Genomic DNA, 23,737 nt, shown 5'->3' with positions numbered 1-23,737 from the left:
ACAAGCAGAGCGCAACTCCTAGCTGGAAGAAGCTGAGCTTCCGCCCGGCGAAGGAACCTCGGAAGTCGCCGAGGGCGCGTGGCTGGATGTTCATCCTTGGGCTGGTCTTCCTCGCCGGTGGTGCCGTCGGAATCCGCGAACTCCTTCTGGAAACCGACACGATCAGTGGACCGTCGTGGCTCCAACCGATCATCGATTGGCTCAGCCATGCTCACTGGGTTCAGATGTTCCTGATCATCGCCGTTATCGCGCTGATCCTGGGCCTCATCATTCTCATTGCTAGCCTTCGTCCGCGGACCAAGACGCACATCTTGATCGACAACGAAGCCTCCTTGTGGATGCGCCCGGTGGACATCGCCCGCGCCTGCAGCGCTCGTGCGAAAGACCAGCGTGGCGTGCTCAATGCCACCACCGTGGCAACTGCGAAGCGCGTCACCGTCACTGTCACCGGCGACCCGGACGACCCCGGTCTGTCCGACCGCGTGCACAAGGCATGTCGCCCCGTCGTTCAAGCGGTGTCTTCACAGCCGGATCTCAAGGTTCGGCTTGCCCGACCAAGGAGTGATCAATGAGCCACGGAAAGTCAATATTCCTCCGGATCATTATGATCCTGGTCGCCGCCATCCTCATCGCAGGCGGTCTATGGGGCATCGGCCTGGCCTTGCACCTCACCCCGGCCGAAAAGCTCGGTGAGTACGCAGACACCAGCTTCTGGGGCACGTTGACCGATAAGTCCTGGTACCCGACGGTCCTCGGTGTGGCGTCGGCAATCCTGATTCTTCTTGGCCTCTGGTTCTGGTGGTTGATTATTGATCGCCGCCGCGTCACCAAAGTCGAAGCAAAAGAATCTGCCGACAACGGACGAGTCACCGTTCGGCTGGACGATATTGCGTCCGCTGTGTCGCAGGATCTCACCCGGTACGACGGTATTGCGGACTGCAAATACCGCTCTGAGGTGGACCGCGGCCAGAAGGTGCTGACGATGACATTGCGGTGCGACCCGCATGCCGATCTGGATCATGTGCGGGGCGAGTGCCGCCAGGCAGCGTCGGATATCGTTTCTGCGCTCCCCCAGGAAGATGTGGATACGCGATTCCTCATCCACCTGGATAAAGCGAGCTAGCGTCGCCTGACGTGCTTGTCGGGCTTTTTCGGCCCCGGGCACACAGGTTTTCGACGTAACACCGGCTGAACCACTTACTTGGTAGGTGGTCAGCCGGTTTTTTCATGTGCGCTTGTGGGTCGACGACGACCACGCTCGGGCGAGCGTCGGCTTTGACCATCGGCATCGGCGTCGGCGAAAACAGCGCGAGACCGGCGTCGGCAATAAATACGCATTTAATATGTGAGTTATTTCTCTTCCCACTACCACGGGTTTTCCTCACCACCGTGGAACAATAAAGTCAAGGTCGCCTTCCTTAGCGTGGCCTGAAGCGTGACCTGAGCGTACACAGACAAAACTACGGCCAGCACAAGGAGAAGAAATGCCACGGCTTCCTATGAGTGATCGTCCCGTCGAAAACCAGTCTGGGCACTGGCTCCTGGCGCAAGTGGGTAAGAAGGTCCTTCGCCCTGGCGGGCGCGAGTTGACCGAAAAGATGCTCAGCGCGCTGCCCATTCACAACCATGACGTCGTGGAGCTGGCTCCTGGGCTCGGGAAAACTGCCGAGAAGATCGTGGCGGAAGAGCCGTCCTCCTACACGGGGGTCGACGAAGACCCGGATGCGGCTCACCTGGCCGCGGCGGCTGCGCACCAGGCGGCGTCGGGACACATGCCGGCCAACGCGATTCGGGTGCTCCAGGGCCGAGCGAACAACACCACCTTGGACGACGAGTCTGTTGACGTAGCCGTCGGCGAAGCGATGCTGACCATGCAGGGTGACAAGGGCAAAGCGGCCATCATTGAGGAGGTTCACCGCATTCTTCGGCCCGGCGGGCGGTACGCCATCCACGAGCTCGGCCTCCAGCCCAATGACCTCTCCGATGACACGAAAACCGAAGTGCGTAAGGCGCTCGCCCGATCGATCAAGGTCAATGCCCGTCCCCTCACCGAGCACGAGTGGCAGGATCTCCTGACCTCGCACGGCTTCGAAGTTGAGACCACGCACTTCGCCCCCATGGCGTTGCTGGAGCCCAAGCGGATCATTAGCGACGAGGGCATCCTGCGCACCCTCAAGATCGCGTTTAACATTGCGACGAAGCCGAACGTGCGCAAGCGCGTGATGGGGATGCGGCAGACGTTCCAGAAATACGAGAACGAGTTGACCGCTATCGCCATCGTCGCCAAGAAGAAGTAGGGGTTTACTGGGCGGCTGGGGCCGGAGGGAGGAACGGCACGACCGCGCTCGGGACCGGAATGCTCTCGGGTACGGCGTTGACGATCGGCTGGCCGATGTTTGCTAGGGCCTCATCGCGCATGGCATTAACCGTCGGCCAGAAGGGCGAAGAATTGCCTATAGGGCCAAAGGTGTTCGGGGCATAGCGATCCTGGAAGTCCTTAAAAGCGGCGTTCCTATACGTGTCGAACGCGGATTGCGCAACCGCGCGGGCAGGATAGGAGGTCAACGCGGCGGAAGCAAATTCGTTGGTTGCAGGAGCGGGGGCTCCGGACGCGGGAATGCCCACACCGTCCAGTGCTAAGGGGTTCCACGGCCGGTTGGTGAACGCACCCTGCACATCGTCGGTCAACTGCTGCGACGGGCCGTAAGTGCTCGCGGAGACAGAGAAGAACGGGCCAAAGGACGCCGACGCGTTCACGGAGGTCCGATCATCGGACCATCCCCACTTGGTGCCTAACACACCGGGCAGGGTCGCGGTGCCGTAGTCCTGCTTGTAGCCGTCGGCAGCCACGGGAGATGCCGTCGCTAACGCAGAGAGCACAGGACCGAACGGATTCTCGCGCTTCTTCGCCTCCAGATAAGCGACCGAATCCGCCGTTGACGTCGTGCTGTTTCCCCAATGAGGAGCACCGTGAGTGTCCGCCAGGTGGTACTTCGCCGCGCGGTCGTTGATGCTATTCGGGTACTTCGCGTAGAGCTCACTCGCGATATTGTCGTCCGAGAAGCGGAGCATCTGGGTAGCCTTGGCCTGATCCTCGGGCGTGCCATGCTCGAACACATAATCCGCGATGTACATCTTCACCAGCGACAAACCTGGGCGCGACTCGTGCTCATTCGCGGTTCCCACGTGGTGGCCAGTCAACGTGCTCTGGAAGGAAATCTGAGTACGCCCCGGTGCGGCGATATTTCCATTCTGGTCGACGTTGGGCATCGGGGCTGCTGAGGCAGCTCCACTTGGCGACGCGACCGTCGGTGCGAACAATGCCGCAGCTGCAATGACGGCGCCGGAGAGAACGCGAATCCGGCGGCGTGGAGATGTGGGGGCACGGTGCCGGCCAGTGTGCAGATATTGGGAAACGATGGTCATGGGAATCCTTTGAGGGGAATGAGGGAACTATCTAGGTCTACTTTATATATCCCCAGTGCCTTGTAGAACTGTTTCTCATCTGTTTTAGAACACACGCGAATGAGGTGGAGTGGCTACTCGCCGGCTAGGCCCCGCGATTTAGGGTTATACGACAAAAGTGTGCACGCACGCCGGAAAACTGCGGGGCAATATCGGGGTCGGTTCTGAAAACTGCGGGGCGATATGGGCGAAAAATGGCCGAAAATGGACCATATACCCACGCACTTTTATTTAGGGCGCATATTCCCCCGCACTTTTGGGCTCCAGGGTTCTGTCCGCACCGCCTTTTGCTACGTATCCCTGTTTCCACGACCACTAGAAACCGCCGCCCGTCTGCGCATAAAGAAAGCCCCGCTGCGCTAAGCAGCGGGGCGACCTCTTAGCTCCCGGCTAGAAACCGGGGAGACTTGTCAGAGGTTCTTACTTGTTGATCTTGGTCACGCGACCAGCGCCAACGGTGCGGCCACCTTCGCGGATAGCGAAGCGGAGGCCTTCGTCCATGGCGACCGGCTGGATCAAGGTGACGGACATGTCGACGTTGTCGCCAGGCATAACCATCTCGGTGCCCTCAGGGAGCTTCACAACACCGGTAACGTCGGTGGTGCGGAAGTAGAACTGCGGGCGGTAGTTGTCGAAGAACGGGGTGTGACGGCCGCCCTCGTCCTTGGACAGGACGTAGACGGAACCCTCGAACTCGGTGTGAGGGGTGTATGCGCCGGGCTTAGCCACGATCTGGCCACGCTCAACGTCCTCACGCTTGGTACCACGGAGAAGCAGACCACAGTTGTCGCCAGCCTCTGCGTAGTCGAGCTGCTTGCGGAACATCTCGATACCGGTGACGGTGGTGTTCTGGCTCTTCTCCTTGATGCCCAGAATTTCAACGTCATCGTTGAGGTTCAGCTTGCCGCGCTCCACACGACCGGTGACGACGGTGCCGCGACCGGTAATGGTGAAGATGTCCTCAATAGGCATGAGGAAGGGCTTGTCGGTTTCACGAACCGGATCCGGGATGGACTCGTCGCAGGCGTCCATGAGGTCGAGGATGGACTGCTCCCACTTCTCGTCGCCCTCAAGAGCCTTCAGAGCGGAGATGTGAACGATAGGTGCATCTTCGTCGAAGTCCTGCTCAGCGAGGAGTTCACGAACTTCCATTTCGACGAGCTCGATGAGGTCCTCATCATCAACCATGTCGCACTTGTTCAGAGCAACGAGGATGTAAGGAACGCCAACCTGGCGAGCAAGAAGAACGTGCTCGCGGGTCTGAGGCATCGGGCCGTCGGTAGCAGCGACGACGAGGATTGCGCCGTCCATCTGGGCAGCACCGGTGATCATGTTCTTGATGTAGTCGGCGTGGCCCGGAGCATCCACGTGAGCGTAGTGACGCTTCGGGGTGGAGTACTCGACGTGAGCGATGTTAATGGTAATACCGCGCTCTTTCTCCTCCGGCGCCTTGTCGATGGCGTCGAAAGCGAAAGCCTGGTTCTCTTCGGGGTACTTCTCCGACAGAACCTTGGTGATAGCAGCGGTAGTGGTGGTCTTACCGTGGTCAACGTGACCGATGGTACCGATGTTTACGTGCGGCTTGCTCCGATCGAACTTAGCCTTCGCCACTGTTTGTCCTCCTGGACTTCTCGGTGGCTACGACGTTCGCAGCCACGGGTGGTGTTACCTTTCGCAGAAACACTTTCACCTTGTTAACCCTGGTCATCGTCGATCATAAAGTGGTGTCGACACTGGTCAGGGTCAATAGAAGGCGACTCTACGAGAGGTGATTTAAATATTGCCAGTTACAGCATAATAAAGGGGTAAGGCAACGTATTTCAAGCTGCCTCCGACCTTGATTCTATGGTAACGGCCACCACACACTATTCACATCACACACTCCTATGATGCGCTGCTGTGATGTGCTGCGTATTAACAGCAACTTTTCAGAGCATTTTGTGGATAGTGCCTGGCTGGCCCTTACCATGCGTTGCCCTTCGTCGACCCTGTAACCCGATCGACGAGGGGCTGTAATGGTGAGGGTGCGCGGATTACTTGTTACCCGTGCGCTCCGCGATGATCTCCTGCGCGACGTTCGTCGGAACTTCCGCGTAGGAGTCGAAGATCATGGTGTAGTTTGCACGACCCTGCGTCTTCGAGCGGAGGTCACCAACGTAGCCGAACATGGACGACAGCGGAACCGTGGCCTTAACGACCTTGGCGCCGGAACGGTCCTCCATGGAGTGGACCTGGCCACGACGTGCGTTGACGTCGCCGATGACCTCGCCCATGTACTCCTCAGGAGTGATGACGTCCACAGCCATCATCGGCTCGAGCAGAACCGGCTTCGCCTTCTGAACGGCTTCCTTGAGCGCCTGAGCACCGGCGATCTTGAAGGCCATTTCAGAGGAGTCAACCTCGTGGTACTGGCCGTCGACAAGCGTGGCCTTGATGTTGACCAGCGGGAATCCGGCCAGCGTACCGTACTGCATGGCGTCCTGGATACCGGCGTCGACAGAAGGAATGTATTCCTTCGGCACGCGGCCACCGGTAACGGCGTTCTCGAACTTGTAGGTCGCGGACTCGCCCTCTTCGAGCTCGTCCGGGTTGGGAGCGTAGGGCTCCAGCGAGATAATGACCTTAGCGAACTGACCCGAACCACCGGTCTGCTTCTTGTGGGTGTATTCGTACTTCTCGACGGGCTTGCGGATGGTCTCGCGGTACGCAACCTGCGGGGCACCCACGTTCGCCTCGACCTTGAATTCGCGCTTCATGCGGTCAACAAGGACGTCGAGGTGGAGCTCGCCCATACCGCCGATGACGGTCTGGCCGGTCTCTTCGTCGAGCTTGACGGTGAATGTCGGGTCCTCTTCAGCGAGGCGCTGAATAGCGATACCGAGCTTCTCCTGGTCAGCCTTGGACTTCGGCTCGATGGCCACCTCAATAACCGGATCCGGGAAGTCCATGGACTCCAGGATGATCTGGTCATTGGCGTCACACAGGGTATCACCGGTGGTGGTGTCTTTCAGGCCGATGAAAGCGTAGATGTTTCCGGCCTTGGCGACGTCCATCGGGTTCTCTTTGTTGGCGTGCATCTGGAAGAGCTTGCCGATGCGCTCCTTGTGGCCCTTGGTCGAGTTCATGACCTGCTGGCCAGGCTCGACGGAACCGGAGTACACGCGAACGAACGTCAGCTTACCGAAGAACGGGTGGGCGGCGATCTTGAACGCCAACGCCGAGAATGGCGCATCCACGGAGGGGTGGCGTGTCAGCTCGACGGACTCGTCGCCGACCTTGTGGCCGTGAACCTCTCCGACGTCGAGAGGCGTCGGCAAGTACCAGTTAATGGCGTCGAGCAGCGGCTGAACACCCTTGTTCTTGTAGGCGGAACCACAGAACACGGGGAAGATCTCGGAGTTCACAACCATCTTGCGGATGGCCTCGTGGATCTCGTCGGTGGTGAGTTCCTCACCGGCGAAGTACTTCTCCATGAGCTCTTCGTCGGACTCGGCGACGGCCTCGAGCAGCTTCTCGTGGTACTCGTCGGCCTTGTCTTTGAGGTCGTCCGGGATTTCCTCGATGGTGGGCTCTGCTCCGACGTCGACCTTGCCGCGCCAGGTAATGGCGTTCATGTTGATCAGGTCAACGACGCCGTCGAAGTCATCTTCAGCACCGATGGGGAGCTGCATGACCAGCGGCTTTGCGTGGAGGCGGTCGACGATGGTGTCGACGGTGTAGTAGAAGTCCGCGCCCAGCTTGTCCATCTTGTTGACGAAGCAAATGCGTGGGACGTCGTACTTAGCGGCCTGGCGCCACACCTGCTCGGACTGCGGCTCAACACCTTCCTTACCGTCGAACACGGCGACGGCTCCGTCGAGGACGCGAAGTGAACGCTCAACCTCGACGGTGAAGTCGACGTGGCCGGGGGTGTCGATGATGTTGATCTGGTTGTCTTTCCAGAAACAGGTGACCGCGGCGGACGTAATCGTGATGCCGCGCTCTTTCTCCTGCTCCATCCAGTCAGTGGTGGAAGCACCATCGTGGGTCTCACCGACTTTGCGGTTGATACCCGTGTAGTAGAGGATTCGTTCGGTTACGGTGGTCTTTCCGGCATCAATGTGGGCCATGATGCCGATGTTGCGGACCTTATGAAGGTCAGAAAGCACTTTTTGTGCCACTGTGTACCCCAACTCGTAGTTTGGTGGCCCACTCACCGGAACCAGTCGATCGTGGCGATCCGATGGTGGCGGGCCTGCGTGTAATTCTTGGTCTGGCTACGCCGGAGAGGTGATTACCAGCGGTAGTGCGCGAATGCGCGGTTGGCTTCAGCCATCTTGTGAGTGTCTTCACGACGCTTCACGGATGCGCCGAGGCCGTTGGATGCGTCCAGGATCTCTGCGGCGAGACGCTCGGTCATGGTGTTTTCGCGACGCTGGCGGGTGAACATAACCAGCCAACGCAGTGCCAGGGTGGTTGCACGGCCAGGGCGAACCTCGACCGGGACCTGGTAGGTTGCGCCACCAACGCGGCGTGAACGCACTTCGAGGGTGGGTTTGACGTTGTCAAGAGCCTTCTTCAGGGTGAGAACCGGGTCGGTGCCGGTCTTCTCACGGCAGGATTCGAGGGCTCCGTAGACGATGCGCTCGGCGGTGGACTTCTTGCCATCGACGAGGACCTTGTTGATCAGCTGCGAGACGATGGTATCGCCATATACCGGGTCTTTCGGAAGCTGACGTGCGGGTGCTGGACCTTTACGTGGCATGAATTACTTCTCCTTCTTCGCACCGTAGCGAGAACGTGCCTGCTTACGATCCTTAACTCCCTGGGTGTCGAGGGAGCCGCGGATGATGCGGTAGCGGACACCTGGGAGGTCCTTCACACGGCCACCGCGAACGAGCACCATGGAGTGCTCCTGCAGGTTGTGGCCCTCACCGGGGATGTAAGCGGAAACCTCAATACCAGAGGTCAGACGAACACGCGCAACCTTACGGAGGGCGGAGTTCGGCTTCTTCGGGGTCGTGGTGTAGACACGGGTGCACACACCGCGGCGCTGCGGTGATCCCTTGAGGGCCGCGGTCTTCACCTTGGCCTTCTTGTCCTTGCGGCCCTTGCGGACCAGCTGCTGAATAGTAGGCATGTACCGACTTTCTATGTTTCTTTGACGCGTTTGCGGTTCATTCCCGGGGTGTGATGGAAATTACAACAAAACCGGGTTTTTCACTCGCTCACTGGCATAGTGCCCGTGCAGGCGGGGTGCTTACTTGCCGCTCGCACCTGCCTTTGCAAGCTCATTCCGTGGTGCTAAAAACTTCTTTCCGACGTTGCGCTAGGCGACTTTTCGGAAGAAATTTTTAACGCCGTGACCAGCGGTTTTTGAGCGTACGTGAACGAGTCAGCCGCTCTCGCTGGCCTACGGTGGACGTTTGTCCCGCCCGCACGTGGCGGACACAGCGCTCCAGTTTAAGCGATAACCTGGATTTTTCCCAAACTTGTGGTGGGAAACCGGTGGGATTTGGGCGTGGGGCGCCGGTTACATCGACGGCGGGTGGGGTCGAGCGTTCGCTAGCCAGGCGCCCGTCGGGCGTCGGCTATTTGGTGGCCGGATGTTCGAGGAACACGGTTATCCCCAATCCGGTTCCCGCGTGGCGACTCCGTCAAACACGGAGGAAGAAACGGTCTTACCGTTCTGCACAACATTCAAGGTGGATCCGTCGATGTTGATCACGGTTCCACCGCTCTTCATCGTGTACGACCTCCCATCGGAGCCGCGGCTCGTCACATCTCGTTCGAGCGCGCCGCCATGGTACCAACCGCGGTAGTAGAACCCGTCGGTGTCCCCTACCTGGCAGATGACCACTTTGTCGCCGTCCTCATTAATGCCCGCGTACACCCATTCGTCGTCGGCATTACAGGTTGCAGCGCTGTTAGCCGTAAATCCTTGGCGGCCCAACCCTGGGATGTCAGTGCCCGTGTGGTTACTCGACGTTGTCGTTGTAGTGGTTGTCCGTTCGGTGGTGGTGTCTTCCGTGGTGGTTTCGGTGTCCTCGGGCTCCGTCGTCGTTTCTTCTGTGGGCCCGTTGCTCGGTTCTTCCGGGATTGCCGACGATTCACTGCCGGGCGCGCCACCGTCGTTACTGAGCTTTTCCCACGGCTTCCACATCAGCGCTCCGATCAGCGCGGCGACCACGACCAGGATGAGGATGATAGGAAGCAGAACCTTCCAGATCGATGAGCCCGACTGGCCGGACTCCCCCTGCGACCCGACAGCACTCGAGCCGCCCGACTGCCCCTGACCGTACTGAGCGTGTTGGTTGTACTGGGGCTGTTGGTTGTACTGACCCTGTCCATATTGCCCTTGCTGGCCATATTGACCCGGCTGCCCCTGGGAATTATTCCACTGGCCAGTCCCATTCTGAGCAGCACCATACTGGCTACCGTACTGACCCTGGCCCGGCTGACCATTCCAACCGCCCGGGGCGCCCCCGTTCCACTGCTGGCCACCCCCGTTGTTCCACCCGGTATTGCCGGCGTTGTTCCAGCCGTTTCCCCCACCGTTGCCGGCGTTGTTCCATTGCTGGGAATTACCCCACGGCCCGCCCGACCGAGGAGACACACTCCCGTCGGGGTTCCGGACTTCACTCCACGCTTGGACTGGCTGCCATTCGCGGGTTTCAAAATCCTCTTCCGACGAGTGACTCCCGGCGGATTGAGCGTCGGACGTTCCTGCCGACGAATTACTTCCTTCCGTGGCTTGGGCGCTCTCACCAGCAGCGTCGTTGCCTTGGCCACCGTCGTGTTGGTTTTCGTTGGCGGTGGCGTCGTCGGCACTTTGATTCTGGCGATGTGCGTCGTCGGCTGAATTATCACGCCTCGTGTCATCCGAGCCGTCATTGCCCCCGCCGTCAGAGCGGTCGTTGCTTGAATGCTTCCAGGAGTTGTCGTCGGGAGTCATGGTGAGCCTTACCTGTTAGGTTGATCGCATTCCGGGTAATTATTCTAATCGACCACTGCGCGCCTCACAGACTCACCGCACCTCCGTTCGGTTGCGTTTTACGTGCTCCGGTTAATGGAGCGCTCACGTTCCGATTGATGGAGCGTTCGCGTTCCAGTCAGCACGCCGTCTTCGTCGGCACGCTTCGTCGGAAAATTGCCTCCGGAACGCTTCGGCTTTAACGAACAGGCACGCCGTTGGCGTCGGTTGCGAAGCGCGCCGAACCAGCGAGGATCATGATGAATTCGACCAAAACCCAGATGGAGAGGGCCGCGTCGGTAAAGAAACCGACAACAACGAACATCAAAGGAACGCTAATCAACAGGATTGCGAGCTGGGCGCAGGCGACCCCGATATACCCGAGGTAGAAATTGTGCGCTCCGAAGCCGCCCAGGAAAAACGCGAGCACGGCGGCGACTACTTTGCTCTTCTGCCGACCCTGCGGGACCGAGCCCATGCCGTTCATGCCGTTGCCGAACTGCGGCGAACCCTGATTCCACTGGTTGGGCTGCGCATATTGGCCCGCATTGCCATACTGACCGCCAAATGCTGAGTCCACCTGGCCGCTTTCATAGGTGGCCGGCATTCCGCCCTCCCCGGAACCAGGCGCGCCGAAACCGGCGGGGGATCCCGAGTAAGGGTCGCTGGATCCCTGATAGGGGCTGCTCGAGTTGTGGGGATAAGTCATGACGATTCCTTCGGGGTCTTCGGGACGGTTGTAGTGCGGTGGCCGAGTGCGGTGTCCGTTGCAGACCGTTTGTCGTTGGTGCCGTTCTTATTAGGCTTGTCGACGCTCGCTCTCGGCCTCTATTTGATGTGTTCCGCTGAAGCCCGAAATGTTCCCTGATACGAAGAATTCTCGACGGGGGTGGTGTGTGCGGTGATGGGTGACCGTCGAGCTCGCCCATCAATCGTCCTGTCGATCAGCTCCGTGTTTACTGGTTCAATGGGTCGAGTTTGAGCTGGTCTGCGAGTTCGTCGGCCGAGGAATATGAACTTTGAGCACCCTGCTTGGTCGCGGCGCGAGATGCAACGAAGGTTGCCAACCTGGCGGAATCCAGCAGACTTTGTCCGGAGGCTATCGATGCGGCGACCGTCCCCATAAAGCAATCGCCGCACCCGGTTGAATCGACTGCTTCGACTGGATATCCCTGCACATACACGCCATTAGTAGTGGGGACGGTGTCGGTTTGGTTGGCGCAATCACTCCGGTCCGCGTCACTCGTCGGATTACCGTCACCGCTATCTAAAGAATCCTCACACTCCACAACAAAACAGCCCTCCGGGCCGAGCGTCACAATCAAGCCTCGGAGGCCCATCGTGGCGACTATTCGTCTCGCCGTCGTGAACAGGTCATTTTCGCCGGCACTATCTTCTTTAGCCATGCCGTCTTCGGGGTCGTGCACGGTAGGCACGTCCGCGGGCTTTGCGTCGGCATGTTCGTCGACCTTAGATCCGGCTACGTTAGCCAATCCCCCTCGTTCCTGCGTCGGCAATTGGGAGAATTCATACCGCTCCCCCAGAGCCCGCAGCTCAATCTCATTCACGACCACGATATCGACACCGGTCAACAGCGCCGGGTCGACGTCGATAATTGGAGAATAATTCAAAATAATCTGCGGTGAACGGCGAGTTCCTCGGACATCGCGACCATTGTTCCGGCGTTGATGGGGCGCATCGTGTTGGTCGGCGTGCGCGCTTGTTTCAGTATTTCCGTCGGAAGCAGAGCGAGCGACATCGATCGCGGCCGCAACCACACTCGCGGGCGACTCAAAGCCGAGCGCCACAACATCCGCAGACTGCAGAACATCCGCAGCCTCCTGCAGGTCCGCCCGCGACACGCTCCGATTCGCGCCCGCCGAGTACACGATCGTGTTCTCACCAGCCGCATTCACCGTGATCAGCGCGGTCCCGGTGGGCAAATCGCGAGCCACAACCCTCGACGTATCGACCCCCGCATCCCCCAAACTTCGCTGCACAAAGCTCCCGTAAGCATCGTGGCCAACCGCGCCCACCATCGCGACATCCGCCCCAATTTTCGACGCCGCGACCGCCTGATTCGAGGACTTACCGCCGGGGCCATACGTCAGGTCAGAGGCCGGGACCGTTGCCCCGGGAGCTGGGAATTCCTCGACCCGTGCAGTCAGATCGACGTTGAGCGAGCCGACGACGGTGACTTTTCCCGGCGACGACATTACGGATGTGAAGATTTCTTTGACATTCGAGAGGTCTGGATTGCTTTTCATAGGTCGTTTATAGGTCTGGTGAGGTTAGGTGAGTGGTTTTTCCTTGCCGTGGGGCCTGCTATGCACGTGCCGTGGGGCTTACCGGGCACGAATTGGTGAGGCCTCCCGTGCACAGGCCGGTATAAGTAGCATACGGAACGAATTTTCCCCTTCGATGCACTAGGAACTAGGCCTTCGCTCTCTCCGACGGAAAACCTAACAAGAGATGCCAAAATCCAATTAAAAACAGAAAATGCCCGGGTGCGAGATACCTCGCACCCGGGCATTTGCCGAAAAATCATTTTCTGAGAGGCAGCACACCGGCGGCTGGCTGGCTGGCTAACCGGCCCGCCAGCAACGAACCACCCTTCAAAGGCTCACCTAGCTAATGTCGCCGAAGCCTCCATCAAAGCCCTGGTCATCCAGGCGAACGGCCGCGCCGGTGAATTCGCCGTACGCACCGTCTTCGCCGTAGAAGCCGTCGCCGTAGCTGGTGTTCATGGAGAACGCCTGCGCACGGGCCTCCTCGGTCGGCTCAACCGAGATGTTCCGGTAGCGGGAGATGCCCGTACCAGCCGGAATGAGCTTACCGATGATCACGTTCTCCTTCAGCCCGATGAGCTTATCGGACCGCTTGTTGATCGCCGCATCGGTCAGGACACGAGTGGTCTCCTGGAACGACGCCGCCGACAACCAGGATTCCGTGGCCAACGACGCCTTGGTGATGCCCATGATCTCCTGACGGAAGGAGGCACCCTGACCACCATTCTCATGGATGGCCTTGTTAACAGCTTGCGCCTCGTTCCGGTCAACCAGGCTGCCCGGCAGGAACTCGGTGTCTCCTGACTCGACAACAGTCACGCGACGCAGCATCTGGCGGACGATAATCTCGATGTGCTTGTCGTGGATCGCCACACCCTGGTCACGGTAGACCTTCTGCACCTGTTCAATGAGGTGCTTCTGCACACCCTGCACACCCTCGACCTGAAGGACTTCGTGCGGATCGGGAGCACCACGCAACAGCGGCTGGCCTGCGACAACATGGTCGCCAGTACGCAGCTGGTGCTCGAACCCACCGGGTTCCTGGGTCACTGCCAAACCCTGGCGCTTCGACAGCTTCTCGTACACGACCTCGTCCTGGCCTTCGTCAGGCGTGATGGTCAGCGTGTAGAAGTTACCGTCGTCCTCAAGCTTGATCGTGCCGTCAGCGGACGCGATCGGCGCCTGGTTCTTCGGCACGCGGGCTTCGAAGAGCTCCTGAACACGAGGCAGACCACCGGTGATGTCGCCACCGACACCACCTTGGTGGAACGTACGCATGGTCAGCTGTGTACCGGGCTCACCAATGGACTGTGCGGCGACGATACCGACGGCTTCTCCGATGTCCACCTTTTGGCCGGTGGCCATGGACCGTCCGTAACAGGTCGCACACACGCCGGTGGCGGTTTCACACATCATGACGGTCCGGACAGTAGCGTTCCGCACGCCCTCGGCAACCATCTTCTTGGCTTCCGCATCGCCGACGAAAGCGCCACGCTCGTAGATAACGTCGCCCTTGTCGTTGACAGCGTCCTTGGCCAGGTAACGGCCGATCAGCGCGGTCTCCAAGAATTCAGCGCGGGTGAATTCTCCCGTCTCGTTGCCCTCGGCATCCAACACCGGCTTCGCGACGTCGACCGTAAGGCCCTTAAGAGTGCCACAGTCGTCTTCGCGCACGATAACGTCCTGAGCAACGTCGACAAGACGACGCGTGAGGTAACCGGAATCGGCGGTACGCAGAGCGGTGTCGGCCAGGCCCTTACGCGAACCGTGCGAGTTGTTGAAGTACTCCAACACCGACAGGCCCTCGCGGAAGGAGGTCTTGATCGGGCGGGTGATGTAGTCACCACGCGAGTTCGTGACCATGCCCTTCATGCCGGCCAGCGTCCAGATCTGGCGCATGTTACCGGCGGCACCGGACTTCACGATCATCGGGATCGGGTTGTCGTCGGGGTAGATCTTTTCGACGGACTCACCAACGAAGTCGGTGCATTCCTTCCACAGGTCAACGAGGGAGCGGTAGCGCTCTTCGTTGTTGATCTTGCCTCGGGCGAGCTTCTTCTCGATGGTCGCAGCCTGCTTCTCGTACCGCTGCAGGATTTCTTCCTTGTTGGGGAGAACGAGCACGTCGTCCATGGAGATGGTGACACAGGACCGGGTTGCCCAGTAGAAGCCGGCGTCCTTCATCTTGTCGACGGTCTGCGCGACGGTGATCATCGGGTACCGTGCAGCGAGGTCGTTGATGATGACGGCCTGCGCCTTCTTCGCCATGACACCGTTGACGAACGGGTAGTTCCACGGCAGCAGTTCGTTGAACATGATGCGTCCGAGGGTGGTGTGGGCGGTCCACTTCTGGCCGCGCTGCCATCCGTCGGGGAACAGTTCTGCCTCGATGTCCTCCGGTGGGCGGAGGTGGCTGATGCGAACCTCGATCGGTGCCTGGAGGCCAAGTACTCCGCGGTCGCGCGCCATGAGGGCCTCGGCGAAAGACGAGTAGGTGCCACGCTTCGGGCCGTTCTCGTCGGCTTCGTGGTAGGCACCTTCGCCACCGAGCTGGTCCTCGCTCTTTTCCAGGGTGAGGAAGTACAGGCCGGTCACCATGTCCAGACGCGGCATGGCCAGTGGTTTACCGGATGCCGGGGACAGAATGTTGTTGGAGGCGAGCATCAGCACGCGAGCCTCAGCCTGCGCTTCCGCGGACAGCGGCAGGTGGACAGCCATCTGGTCACCGTCGAAGTCGGCGTTGAAGGCCTCACATGCCAAGGGGTGCAGCTGGATAGCTTTACCCTCGACGAGCACCGGCTCGAACGCCTGAATACCCAGGCGGTGCAGCGTCGGCGCGCGGTTGAGCATGACGGGGTGTTCCGCGATGGCTTCTTCGAGGACGTCCCACACTTCGGGACGCTGCCGCTCCACCATCCGCTTCGCGGAGCGAATGTTCTGCGCATAGGACTTCTCCACCAGGCGCTTCATGACGAATGGCTTGAACAGCTCCAACGCCATGAGCTTCGGCAGGCCGCACTGGTGCAGTTTCAACTGCGGGCCGACGATAATCACCGAACGGCCAGAGTAGTCGACACGCTTACCCAGCAGGTTCTGACGGAAGCGGCCCTGCTTACCTTTCAGCAGGTCAGAGAGCGACTTCAGCGGACGGTTGCCGGGGCCCGTGACGGGGCGTCCACGACGTCCGTTGTCGAAGAGGGCGTCGACGGATTCCTGAAGCATGCGCTTCTCGTTGTTCACGATGATCTCGGGCGCGCCGAGGTCGATCATGCGCTTCAGGCGGTTGTTGCGGTTGATGACGCGACGGTACAGATCGTTGAGGTCCGACGTTGCGAACCGGCCACCGTCGAGCTGAACCATCGGGCGAAGCTCGGGCGGGATCACCGGGATGGCATCCAGCACCATCGCTGCCGGATCGTTACCGGAGCGCAGGAAGGCAGCGACAACGCGCAGGCGCTTGAGCGCGCGGACCTGCTTTTGTCCTTTGCCGTCGCGGATAACCTCGCTGAGTTTCTCCGCTTCAGCTTCGAGGTCAAAGTTCTTGATCAGCGTCTGGATGGCTTCTGCACCCATGCCGCCGGTGAAGTAGTCCTCGTAGCGGTCAACGAGCTCGGAGTAGATGGTTTCGTCGACGATCATCTGCTTGGGGGCAAGCTTGATGAACGTGTTCCAGATCTCGTCGAGGCGGTCGATTTCACGCTCGGCACGCTCACGAATGTGGCGCATCTCGCGCTCAGCGGCGTTCTGAACCTTGCGCTTGGCATCGGCTTTCGCACCGTTGGACTCGAGCTCTTTGAGGTCCTCTTCCAGCTTCTGCTGGCGCTCCGCGAGCTCTTCGTCGCGGTCAGCCTCGACCTCTTTCTTCTCCATGAACATGTCGGCTTCGAGGGTTTCTTGGTCCGTGTGACGGGCCTCCTCGTCCACCGAAGTGATGATGTTCGCGGCGAAGTAGATGATCTTTTCCAGATCTTTCGGCGCGAGGTCCAGCAGGTACCCGAGGCGTGAGGGCACGCCCTTGAAGTACCAGATGTGGGTGACGGGCGCGGCCAGCTCGATGTGGCCCATGCGCTCGCGGCGGACCTTGGATTTGGTCACTTCCACGCCGCAGCGTTCACAGACGATGCCCTTGTAGCGGACTCGCTTGTATTTACCGCAGGCACATTCCCAGTCGCGGGTTGGCCCGAAGATGCGTTCGCAGAACAGGCCGTCCTTCTCGGGTTTGAGGGTGCGGTAGTTGATGGTCTCGGGCTTCTTGACCTCGCCGTGTGACCAGCGACGGATGTCATCGGCCGTGGCGAGACCGATGCGGAGCTCGTCGAAAAGATTGACGTCGAGCACGTAACGTCCTTTCCCCTCGTTCACGAGGGTTGTTCGGATGATTACTGGTTACTAGTTGGGAGGTCTCTACACCGCGTCAGCGTCGAAGCGCTCGTCGCGGGAGAGGTTAATACCCAAGGATGCGTTGGCTTGGTCGAGATCGTCATCGTCGGCACCCAGGTCAACCGGGGTTCCGTCGGCGGAGAGGACCTCAACGTTGAGGCACAGAGACTGCAGCTCTTTGAGCAACACCTTGAAGGACTCCGGAATTCCCGGGTCGGGGATGTTGTCGCCCTTCACGATGGCTTCGTACACCTTGACACGACCGACGACGTCGTCGGATTTGATGGTCAGGAGTTCCTGCAGCGTGTAGGCGGCGCCGTAGGCCTGCATGGCCCACACTTCCATCTCACCGAAGCGCTGGCCACCGAACTGTGCCTTACCACCGAGCGGCTGCTGGGTGATCATGGAGTACGGGCCGGTGGAGCGCGCGTGGATCTTCTCGTCGACCAGGTGGTGCAGCTTCAGCATGTACATGTAGCCCACGGAGATCGGCTGCTGGAAGGGCTCGCCCGTCCGGCCGTCGATCAGGGTGGATTTGCCGAATTCGTTGACCATTTGGTCGCCGTCGCGGTTGGGCCGCGAGGAGCGCATCAGTCCGGACAGCTCTTCGTTGGTCGTGCCGTCGAACACCGGGGTGGCAACGCGGGAATCGGCGGGGACGTCGTAGAGGTCCTCCGGCAGCGTTTCCAGCATGGCTTTGATCGCGGGGTCCTGGGACTCGGGGTCAACCTTCCACCCGGATTTCGCGAGCATACCGAGGTGAAGTTCCAGCACCTGGCCGATGTTCATACGACGCGGCACACCGTGCGTGTTCAGAATGACGTCAACCGGCGTTCCGTCGGGCAGGAACGGCATGTCCTCAGCAGGCAAAATCTTGCCGACGACACCCTTGTTGCCGTGGCGGCCGGAGAGCTTATCGCCGTCCTGGATCTTGCGCTTCTGGGCGACGTACACGCGAACCATCTGGTTAACACCGGGCGCGAGGTCGTCGTCGTCTTCGCGGGAGAACACGCGAACGCCGATGACCTTGCCTGTTTCGCCGTGCGGAACCTTCATGGAGGTGTCGCGCACTTCGCGGGCCTTCTCGCCGAAGATGGCACGAAGGAGGCGCTCTTCCGGCGTCAGCTCGGTTTCACCCTTCGGGGTGACCTTACCGACGAGGATATCGCCGTCGCGAACGTCGGCGCCGATGCGGACGATGCCGCGTTCGTCGAGGTCAGCGAGGATATCTTCCGAAGCGTTCGGGATATCGCGGGTGATTTCCTCTGGCCCCAGCTTGGTGTCGCGGGCGTCGATCTCGTGTTCCTCAATGTGGATTGAGGTGAGGACATCTTCCTCCACAATCCGCTGGTTGAGGATGATGGCGTCCTCGTAGTTGTGGCCTTCCCATGGCATGAACGCCACGAGGAGGTTACGGCCAAGAGCCATCTCACCGTTCTCGGTGCCGGGGCCGTCGGCGAGGGCTTGCCCCTCTTCAATGCGGTCGCCGGCCTCAACGAGGGGCTTCTGGTTGTAGCAGGTCCCCTGGTTGGTGCGCTCAAACTTGCGCAGGAGGAAGGTGTCGCGCTGGCCGTCGTCGCCAAGTGTGGTGATGAAGTCTGCACACACAGTTTCGACGACGCCCGAGCGGCGAGCGATCACAACATCGCCGGCATCGTGGGCGGCGCGCAGTTCCATACCGGTGCCGACGAAGGGCGCTTCGTTGCGCAGCAGCGGCACAGCCTGGCGCTGCATATTCGCGCCCATGAGGGCACGGTTGGCGTCGTCGTGCTCCAGGAACGGAATCATGGCGGTAGCCACAGACACCATCTGGCGCGGGGACACATCCATGTAGTCCACTTCGCTTGCGGGGACGACCTCGACGTTTCCGCCTTTCATGCGGACCTCGACGGTGTCCTCAACGAAGCGGCCCTCGGAGTCCATCTTCGTGTTGGCCTGCGCGACGATGTGCCGGTCTTCCTCATCAGCGGTGAGGTAGTCGACAACGTCGGTGGCCTGCCCATTTTCGACGCGACGGTACGGCGTCTCGATGAAGCCGAACGGGTTAACGCGTGCGTAGGACGCGAGGGAGCCGATCAATCCAATGTTCGGACCCTCAGGCGTCTCAATGGGGCACATGCGGCCGTAGTGCGAGGCGTGGACGTCACGAACGTCCAGGCCGGCGCGCTCACGGGACAGACCGCCAGGTCCAAGAGCGGACAGACGGCGCTTGTGTGTCAGGCCAGACAGGGAGTTGTTCTGGTCCATGAACTGCGACAACTGCGACGTTCCGAAGAACTCACGGATCGCGGCCGACACGGGACGCACGTTGATCAGCGAGGTCGGCGTGATGGATTCCGCGTCCTGCGTGGTCATGCGCTCACGCACAACACGCTCCATACGGGACAGGCCGACGCGAACCTGGTTCTGGACCAGCTCGCCGACGGTGCGGAGGCGTCGGTTACCGAAGTGGTCGATATCGTCGGTGGTGATCATCAGCTCGGTGCCGTCGGGCGATTCCATCGTCCGCTCACCGGCGTGCAGACGCACCAAGTACTCAATGGTGGTCAGGATGTCTTCTTCGGTCAGCGTGTGCTCGCCCGTGGTGGAGCCGCCGCCCAAACCGAGCTTGCGGTTCACCTTGTAGCGGCCAACCTTCGCCAGGTCATACCGCTTCGGGTTGAAGAAGCTGTTGTCCAGCAAAGCCTGAGCGGAATCGCGCGTGGGTGACTCACCCGGACGCTGCTTGCGGTAGATCTCCAGGAGAGCTTCGTCGGTATTAGCGACGCCATCATGCTCGAGGGTGGACATCATGAGTTCGGAGAAACCGAAACGATCCGTGATGTCCTGCGTCGACAAGCCCAAAGCCTTCAACAGCACAGTGACAGGCTGACGACGCTTACGGTCGATGCGGACGCCGACGGTGTCGCGCTTGTCGATGTCGAACTCCAACCATGCACCGCGGGAAGGGATGACCTTGACGGAGTGCAGCGGGCGCTCGGTCGACTTGTCGATGGACTCGTCGAAGTACACGCCAGGAGAGCGAACCAACTGGGACACGATGACACGCTCGGTACCGTTAATAATGAACGTGCCTTTGTCCGTCATCATTGGGAAATCGCCAATGAAGACGGTCTGGCTTTTAATTTCGCCAGACATGGCGTTGGTGAATTCCGCCGTCACATAGAGCGGGGCGGAGTAGTTAATGTCCTTATCCTTGGCTTCATCGATCGTGTTCTTGACGTCGTCGAAGCGGGGCTCGGATAGGGTGAGGGACATGTTGCCGGAGTAGTCCTCAATGGGAGACAACTCCTCTAGGATGTCCTCCAGGCCGCTGGTAATACGCGCGCCTTCTTCGGACTCAGCCTGCTTCTTAGCGCGCCATTCGGGTGCGCCAATAAGCCACGCGAACGAGTCGCGCTGCAGATCGAGGAGGCCAGGGACCTCGATCGGCTCTTTAATCTTCGCGAACGAGTAGCGTTTCGTCGCGCCGGGGATTCCGGACGTTAAACTGGTCTGGCGGGAGACTGCCAAGATGGGTCCTTCCAGCACCTCACGCGGGGTGACCGTGCTCGCTGTGGTTTGCCTGCGTGAAAAGAGTGAGTGTCTTCTTCCAAAAAGCGGATCATCCGTGGTTGGATATCACTAAAGGACCTTGTCAAATCCTGTTTTTGAAGGAATTGGTACAAGGCCTAAAAAGAAATCTGTGCACGGGGATCCAGCGCAACGGACTATCTTATACTAGTTATGGCACCATGTCTAATGGTTTTTTATCACTCTGTGGTGGGGGCGCGGGACTTGGCGTGCAGCTCCGCGGTGGGGCGCGGTGGAACGTCGCGCGGACTAACTGGGCACCTACACCACTACCCTAGCGCCAACACCCTAGTACATATGACAAAACAGGGGCCTCCCGTGTTGGGAAGCCCCTGTTTGCGGTATTTACGCCGCGCACCGTTCCTGCACCGTAACGGTCGGAAGTTGGTGCGCTGCGCGTTGCGCTGAGTTAATCGCGCATATCCCTGTCTTACTTGAGGGAAACCTTGGCGCCAGCCTCTTCAAGCTTGGTCTTGGCAGCCTCGGCGTCGTCCTTGGAGGCACCTTCGAGGATAGCCTTCGGAGCGGACTCAACGAGGTCCTTAGCTTCCTTCAGACCCAGGCCGGAGACGACCTCGCGGACGACCTTAATAACGCCGATCTTCTTGGCGCCAGCGTCCTCGAGCACGACGTCGAACTCGTCCTTCTCTTCCTCAGCAGCAGCTTCGCCGCCGGCAGCGCCTGCAGCAGCAACTGCAACCGGAGCAGCAGCGGTGACGTCGAAGGTCTCTTCGAAGAGGTTCTTGAACTCGGTGAGCTCAACGAGGGTCATTTCCTTGAAAGCTTCGATGAGCTCTTCGTTGGTGTACTTAGCCATGATATGGCTTCCTTTCTACGCGTCTTCGTGTGGGAGGTTCCGTACCCGCCTGTCGGCGGCGAACCGACAGTGTTTACTTCTTCTCCTCGAGGGCCGCGGCCAGGCGTGCCATCTCGGAATGCGGTGCGCCCAGCAAGGACGCAACGTTCGCCAGAACGCCGTTGAATCCACCGGCGATCTTGGACAGTGTGGTCTCGCGGTTGTCCATGTCCGCGAGCTGCTGGACCTGCTCGGCTGTGAGAGCCGAACCATCCATTGTTCCGCCTTTAACCACGAAAGCGTCGTGGTCTGCGCCGAACTTCTTCATTGCCTTCGCGGCATCGACCGCTTCGCCATTGATAAATGCAATAGCAGTGGGGCCGTTAAGAAGTTCTTCGTCAAGACCTTCGACGCCAGCTTCGCGTGCGGCGAGCTTGATCATGGTGTTCTTGGCGACGGAGTATTCAACCTCAGCGCCAAGTTCCTTGCGCAGCTCTGTCATCTCAGTAACGGACAGACCGCGGTATTCCGTCAGGATTGCACTGCTTGCGTTCTGGAAACGCGCAGTGAGCTCCTTGACAGCTGCAGTGTTCTTCGGGTTGGCCATGTACTCTCGCCTCCTTCCTTCGGTAAGTTTCACCGTCGGGGAGACCCAATGAGTAACGCCCCGCACAGGAGGCGGGGCGCGCAATTCGTTCATCACTCTCTATTTCGTGTCAGGGTCTTACGACGTTCGCGTCGATAATGCTCTGAACTTCGCACTCCCCGGCTGAAACCTTGTATCCGGCTCGAACCTGGAGCGTGGTGATGAATACTTTGCGTTCGCGTTGTCTCCTGCGTGGGCCGTCACTCGGATGAGCAACACTTCGCTCAGATTTCCCTGAGGACCGACGGTCTGTGGTGAAACGTGAACTATCCTAAAGTTCCTCGGTGGAGACTACACACCAAGTGCACATTTTCAAAATCGACGACGTTTGGGGCCGCGTTTAGGCCGGCTCAGTTCCGACGTTCGAGTCGGCGCTTGAACGTCACCGCCCCGTCGTCGGCAATTAGGCCTGCCGTCGGCTTGCCATCGACCTCAAATGCTTCGATTTACAAAAAGAAGGATTGTCATACATCTGCGTCTATAGTAGAAAAGCATAATCGGCACAATTTCCAGCGTGCGTTTTACCTGCGCAAAATTGGTGCGCATTCTTCGTGCGCGGTTGTGCCTGCACCACATGACCATGCGTGATGCATGTGACCCCGTGTGATGCACATTTGAAGTTTTACCGCCTCATTGAAGGAGTTATCAATGATCGTTCTTCCCCCACCCGCTGATATGTCCAACGTCGACATCGTCGAATCGCACGTCCACAGCGGTTCCAGCACCAGCGAAGCTGCACTGAAGCAGTGGATTGAGGGTGGCGACTACGTCAAGCCGACCTTTGAGACTCGCGACAACGTACAGTTCCAGCTCCCCGACGGGGAAACAGTGAGTGCGGGCGACACGGTCGCTAAGGCCACCGACGGCACCTTCTTCGTGAAGCCACAGCCGAAGGACTTCACCCAGAACCTGATTGATCAGGTCAGCCAGGGGCTGTAAGACTCGAAGAGCAAACGAATTCGGGATCACTGTTAATTTCCGACGGTGGTCCCGTCGTTTCATGGTTGCGTGATTTCGCAGATCGGGAACTTCGTCGGCCGAACGTTTCACGACCCCGCGAAACAAACGTCGGCACTAAACCCCCGATACCCCCGAATACGCAATTCCCATACATATTCCGTCTTCGTACAGGACAATAATTCCTGTAGAAATAGTCCTCGTACGAACCCTTGTACACGACACGAATCCGGCAATGAAGGAGCGGTCAGCTTCACTGTGAGTGGCCAAGACAACACCAAATCGCATTCCGCTGCCACCGGCCGCAGCTATGGGAACAGCTATCGGAGCAGCAATACGGGGCTCTTCGGTTCTGAGGCCCGCTCGGCGACTGATGTGGCCATGCAGTCGATTGTCGCCTACATCCGGGATAACCACCTGAAGGTTGGCGACCCGCTGCCCAGCGAGCTCACGATTGTGGAATCGCTGAAACTGTCGCGGTCGTCGGTAAGGGAAGCGATCCGAACCCTCGTGAGCCTGGACATCCTCGAGGTCCGACGCGGCTTCGGCACATTCGTCGCTGATATGTCTCTTGAACCCCTGGTCAATGGCCTTACCCTGCGCATTACTCTCGACGACGACCACGCGCGGTCGCGGCTGATCGATGTGGTCGATACGCGGCAGGCGTTGGATTTGCAGAT

Annotated in this window: 17 protein-coding genes; 5 read left to right on the top strand and 12 right to left on the bottom strand. The window is 59.6% G+C overall.

The window, feature by feature from the left end; genetic code table 11:
• The 3 genes from Q3981_RS06330 to Q3981_RS06320 form a co-directional block, all read left to right on the top strand.
• Positions 1-572, top strand: a 572-nt coding sequence (locus Q3981_RS06330) for a DUF6286 domain-containing protein (RefSeq protein WP_303124547.1), incomplete at its 5' end; no start/stop codon positions are given.
• Complete coding sequence (locus Q3981_RS06325) at positions 569-1,123, top strand: hypothetical protein (protein WP_012732452.1); 555 nt, start codon at positions 569-571, stop codon at positions 1,121-1,123. The genes Q3981_RS06330 and Q3981_RS06325, both read left to right, overlap by 4 nt.
• A gap of 361 nt (positions 1,124-1,484) precedes the next feature.
• Complete coding sequence (locus Q3981_RS06320; protein ID WP_303124546.1) at positions 1,485-2,297, top strand: class I SAM-dependent methyltransferase; 813 nt, start codon at positions 1,485-1,487, stop codon at positions 2,295-2,297.
• 4 nt (positions 2,298-2,301) lie between these two features.
• Here Q3981_RS06320 and Q3981_RS06315 read toward each other — a convergent pair whose 3' ends face one another.
• The 12 genes from Q3981_RS06315 to rplJ all read right to left on the bottom strand — a co-directional run bounded on the left by Q3981_RS06315 (position 2,302) and on the right by rplJ (position 22,061).
• Positions 2,302-3,426, bottom strand: coding sequence for a hypothetical protein (locus Q3981_RS06315; protein WP_303124545.1), 1,125 nt, complete (start codon positions 3,424-3,426; stop codon positions 2,302-2,304).
• Positions 3,427-3,885: 459 nt separating this feature from the next.
• Positions 3,886-5,076 carry an elongation factor Tu gene (gene tuf / locus Q3981_RS06310; RefSeq protein ID WP_303124544.1) on the bottom strand — a complete coding sequence of 397 codons (1,191 nt, stop codon included), beginning with the start codon at positions 5,074-5,076 and terminating at the stop codon, positions 3,886-3,888.
• A 422-nt stretch (positions 5,077-5,498) separates the two neighbouring features.
• Entirely contained in the window at positions 5,499-7,625 is a 2,127-nt protein-coding gene (fusA, locus tag Q3981_RS06305) for an elongation factor G (RefSeq protein ID WP_046202860.1), read from the bottom strand.
• A 113-nt stretch (positions 7,626-7,738) separates the two neighbouring features.
• Complete coding sequence (gene rpsG, locus Q3981_RS06300) at positions 7,739-8,209, bottom strand: 30S ribosomal protein S7 (protein ID WP_012732457.1); 471 nt, start codon at positions 8,207-8,209, stop codon at positions 7,739-7,741.
• A 3-nt stretch (positions 8,210-8,212) separates the two neighbouring features.
• Positions 8,213-8,584 carry a 30S ribosomal protein S12 gene (rpsL, locus tag Q3981_RS06295; protein ID WP_012732458.1) on the bottom strand — a complete coding sequence of 124 codons (372 nt, stop codon included), beginning with the start codon at positions 8,582-8,584 and terminating at the stop codon, positions 8,213-8,215.
• A 483-nt stretch (positions 8,585-9,067) separates the two neighbouring features.
• Positions 9,068-10,399, bottom strand: coding sequence for a hypothetical protein (locus Q3981_RS06290; RefSeq protein WP_303124543.1), 1,332 nt, complete (start codon positions 10,397-10,399; stop codon positions 9,068-9,070).
• 217 nt (positions 10,400-10,616) lie between these two features.
• On the bottom strand, positions 10,617-11,126 hold the full coding sequence (locus Q3981_RS06285; RefSeq protein ID WP_303124542.1) for a TM2 domain-containing protein: 510 nt from the start codon (positions 11,124-11,126) through the stop codon (positions 10,617-10,619).
• A gap of 247 nt (positions 11,127-11,373) precedes the next feature.
• Positions 11,374-12,684, bottom strand: coding sequence for a ribokinase (locus Q3981_RS06280; RefSeq protein WP_303124541.1), 1,311 nt, complete (start codon positions 12,682-12,684; stop codon positions 11,374-11,376).
• Positions 12,685-13,044: 360 nt separating this feature from the next.
• Positions 13,045-17,043 (bottom strand): DNA-directed RNA polymerase subunit beta', encoded by a 3,999-nt coding sequence (locus Q3981_RS06275; RefSeq protein ID WP_303124540.1) that lies wholly within the window; start codon positions 17,041-17,043, stop codon positions 13,045-13,047.
• Positions 17,044-17,109: 66 nt separating this feature from the next.
• A complete protein-coding gene (locus Q3981_RS06270; RefSeq protein WP_303124539.1) occupies positions 17,110-20,616 on the bottom strand; it encodes a DNA-directed RNA polymerase subunit beta in 3,507 nt (1,168 codons plus the stop codon).
• 472 nt (positions 20,617-21,088) lie between these two features.
• Complete coding sequence (gene rplL / locus Q3981_RS06265) at positions 21,089-21,475, bottom strand: 50S ribosomal protein L7/L12 (RefSeq protein ID WP_012732464.1); 387 nt, start codon at positions 21,473-21,475, stop codon at positions 21,089-21,091.
• Positions 21,476-21,548: 73 nt separating this feature from the next.
• Positions 21,549-22,061: a 50S ribosomal protein L10 gene (rplJ, locus tag Q3981_RS06260; protein WP_046202856.1), complete on the bottom strand. Its 513-nt coding sequence runs from the start codon at positions 22,059-22,061 to the stop codon at positions 21,549-21,551.
• Positions 22,062-22,748: 687 nt separating this feature from the next.
• Here rplJ and Q3981_RS06255 point away from each other — a divergent pair.
• Together Q3981_RS06255 and Q3981_RS06250 are read left to right on the top strand one after the other, a co-directional pair.
• The gene (locus Q3981_RS06255) at positions 22,749-23,039 is read left to right on the top strand and encodes a hypothetical protein (protein ID WP_052722123.1); all 291 of its coding nucleotides are present in this window, start codon (positions 22,749-22,751) and stop codon (positions 23,037-23,039) included.
• Positions 23,040-23,315: 276 nt separating this feature from the next.
• Positions 23,316-23,737, top strand: a 422-nt coding sequence (locus tag Q3981_RS06250) for a FadR/GntR family transcriptional regulator (RefSeq protein WP_303124538.1), incomplete at its 3' end; no start/stop codon positions are given.

The sequence above is a fragment of the Corynebacterium sp. genome, assembly GCF_030530965.1.
Classification (GTDB): Bacteria; Actinomycetota; Actinomycetes; order Mycobacteriales; family Mycobacteriaceae; genus Corynebacterium.
Note: the sequence above shows the minus strand (reverse complement) of the source record. Positions and strands in the feature narration are given on the sequence as shown.

Coding starts and splice junctions, on each gene's coding strand:
- Q3981_RS06325 (WP_012732452.1), top strand. CDS start 569: ATGAGCCACGGAAAGTCAATATTCCTCCGGATCATTATGATCCTGGTC.
- Q3981_RS06320 (WP_303124546.1), top strand. CDS start 1,485: ATGCCACGGCTTCCTATGAGTGATCGTCCCGTCGAAAACCAGTCTGGG.
- Q3981_RS06315 (WP_303124545.1), bottom strand. CDS start 3,426: ATGACCATCGTTTCCCAATATCTGCACACTGGCCGGCACCGTGCCCCC.
- rpsG (WP_012732457.1), bottom strand. CDS start 8,209: ATGCCACGTAAAGGTCCAGCACCCGCACGTCAGCTTCCGAAAGACCCG.
- rpsL (WP_012732458.1), bottom strand. CDS start 8,584: ATGCCTACTATTCAGCAGCTGGTCCGCAAGGGCCGCAAGGACAAGAAG.
- Q3981_RS06290 (WP_303124543.1), bottom strand. CDS start 10,399: ATGACTCCCGACGACAACTCCTGGAAGCATTCAAGCAACGACCGCTCT.
- Q3981_RS06285 (WP_303124542.1), bottom strand. CDS start 11,126: ATGACTTATCCCCACAACTCGAGCAGCCCCTATCAGGGATCCAGCGAC.
- Q3981_RS06280 (WP_303124541.1), bottom strand. CDS start 12,684: ATGAAAAGCAATCCAGACCTCTCGAATGTCAAAGAAATCTTCACATCC.
- rplL (WP_012732464.1), bottom strand. CDS start 21,475: ATGGCTAAGTACACCAACGAAGAGCTCATCGAAGCTTTCAAGGAAATG.
- rplJ (WP_046202856.1), bottom strand. CDS start 22,061: ATGGCCAACCCGAAGAACACTGCAGCTGTCAAGGAGCTCACTGCGCGT.
- Q3981_RS06255 (WP_052722123.1), top strand. CDS start 22,749: ATGATCGTTCTTCCCCCACCCGCTGATATGTCCAACGTCGACATCGTC.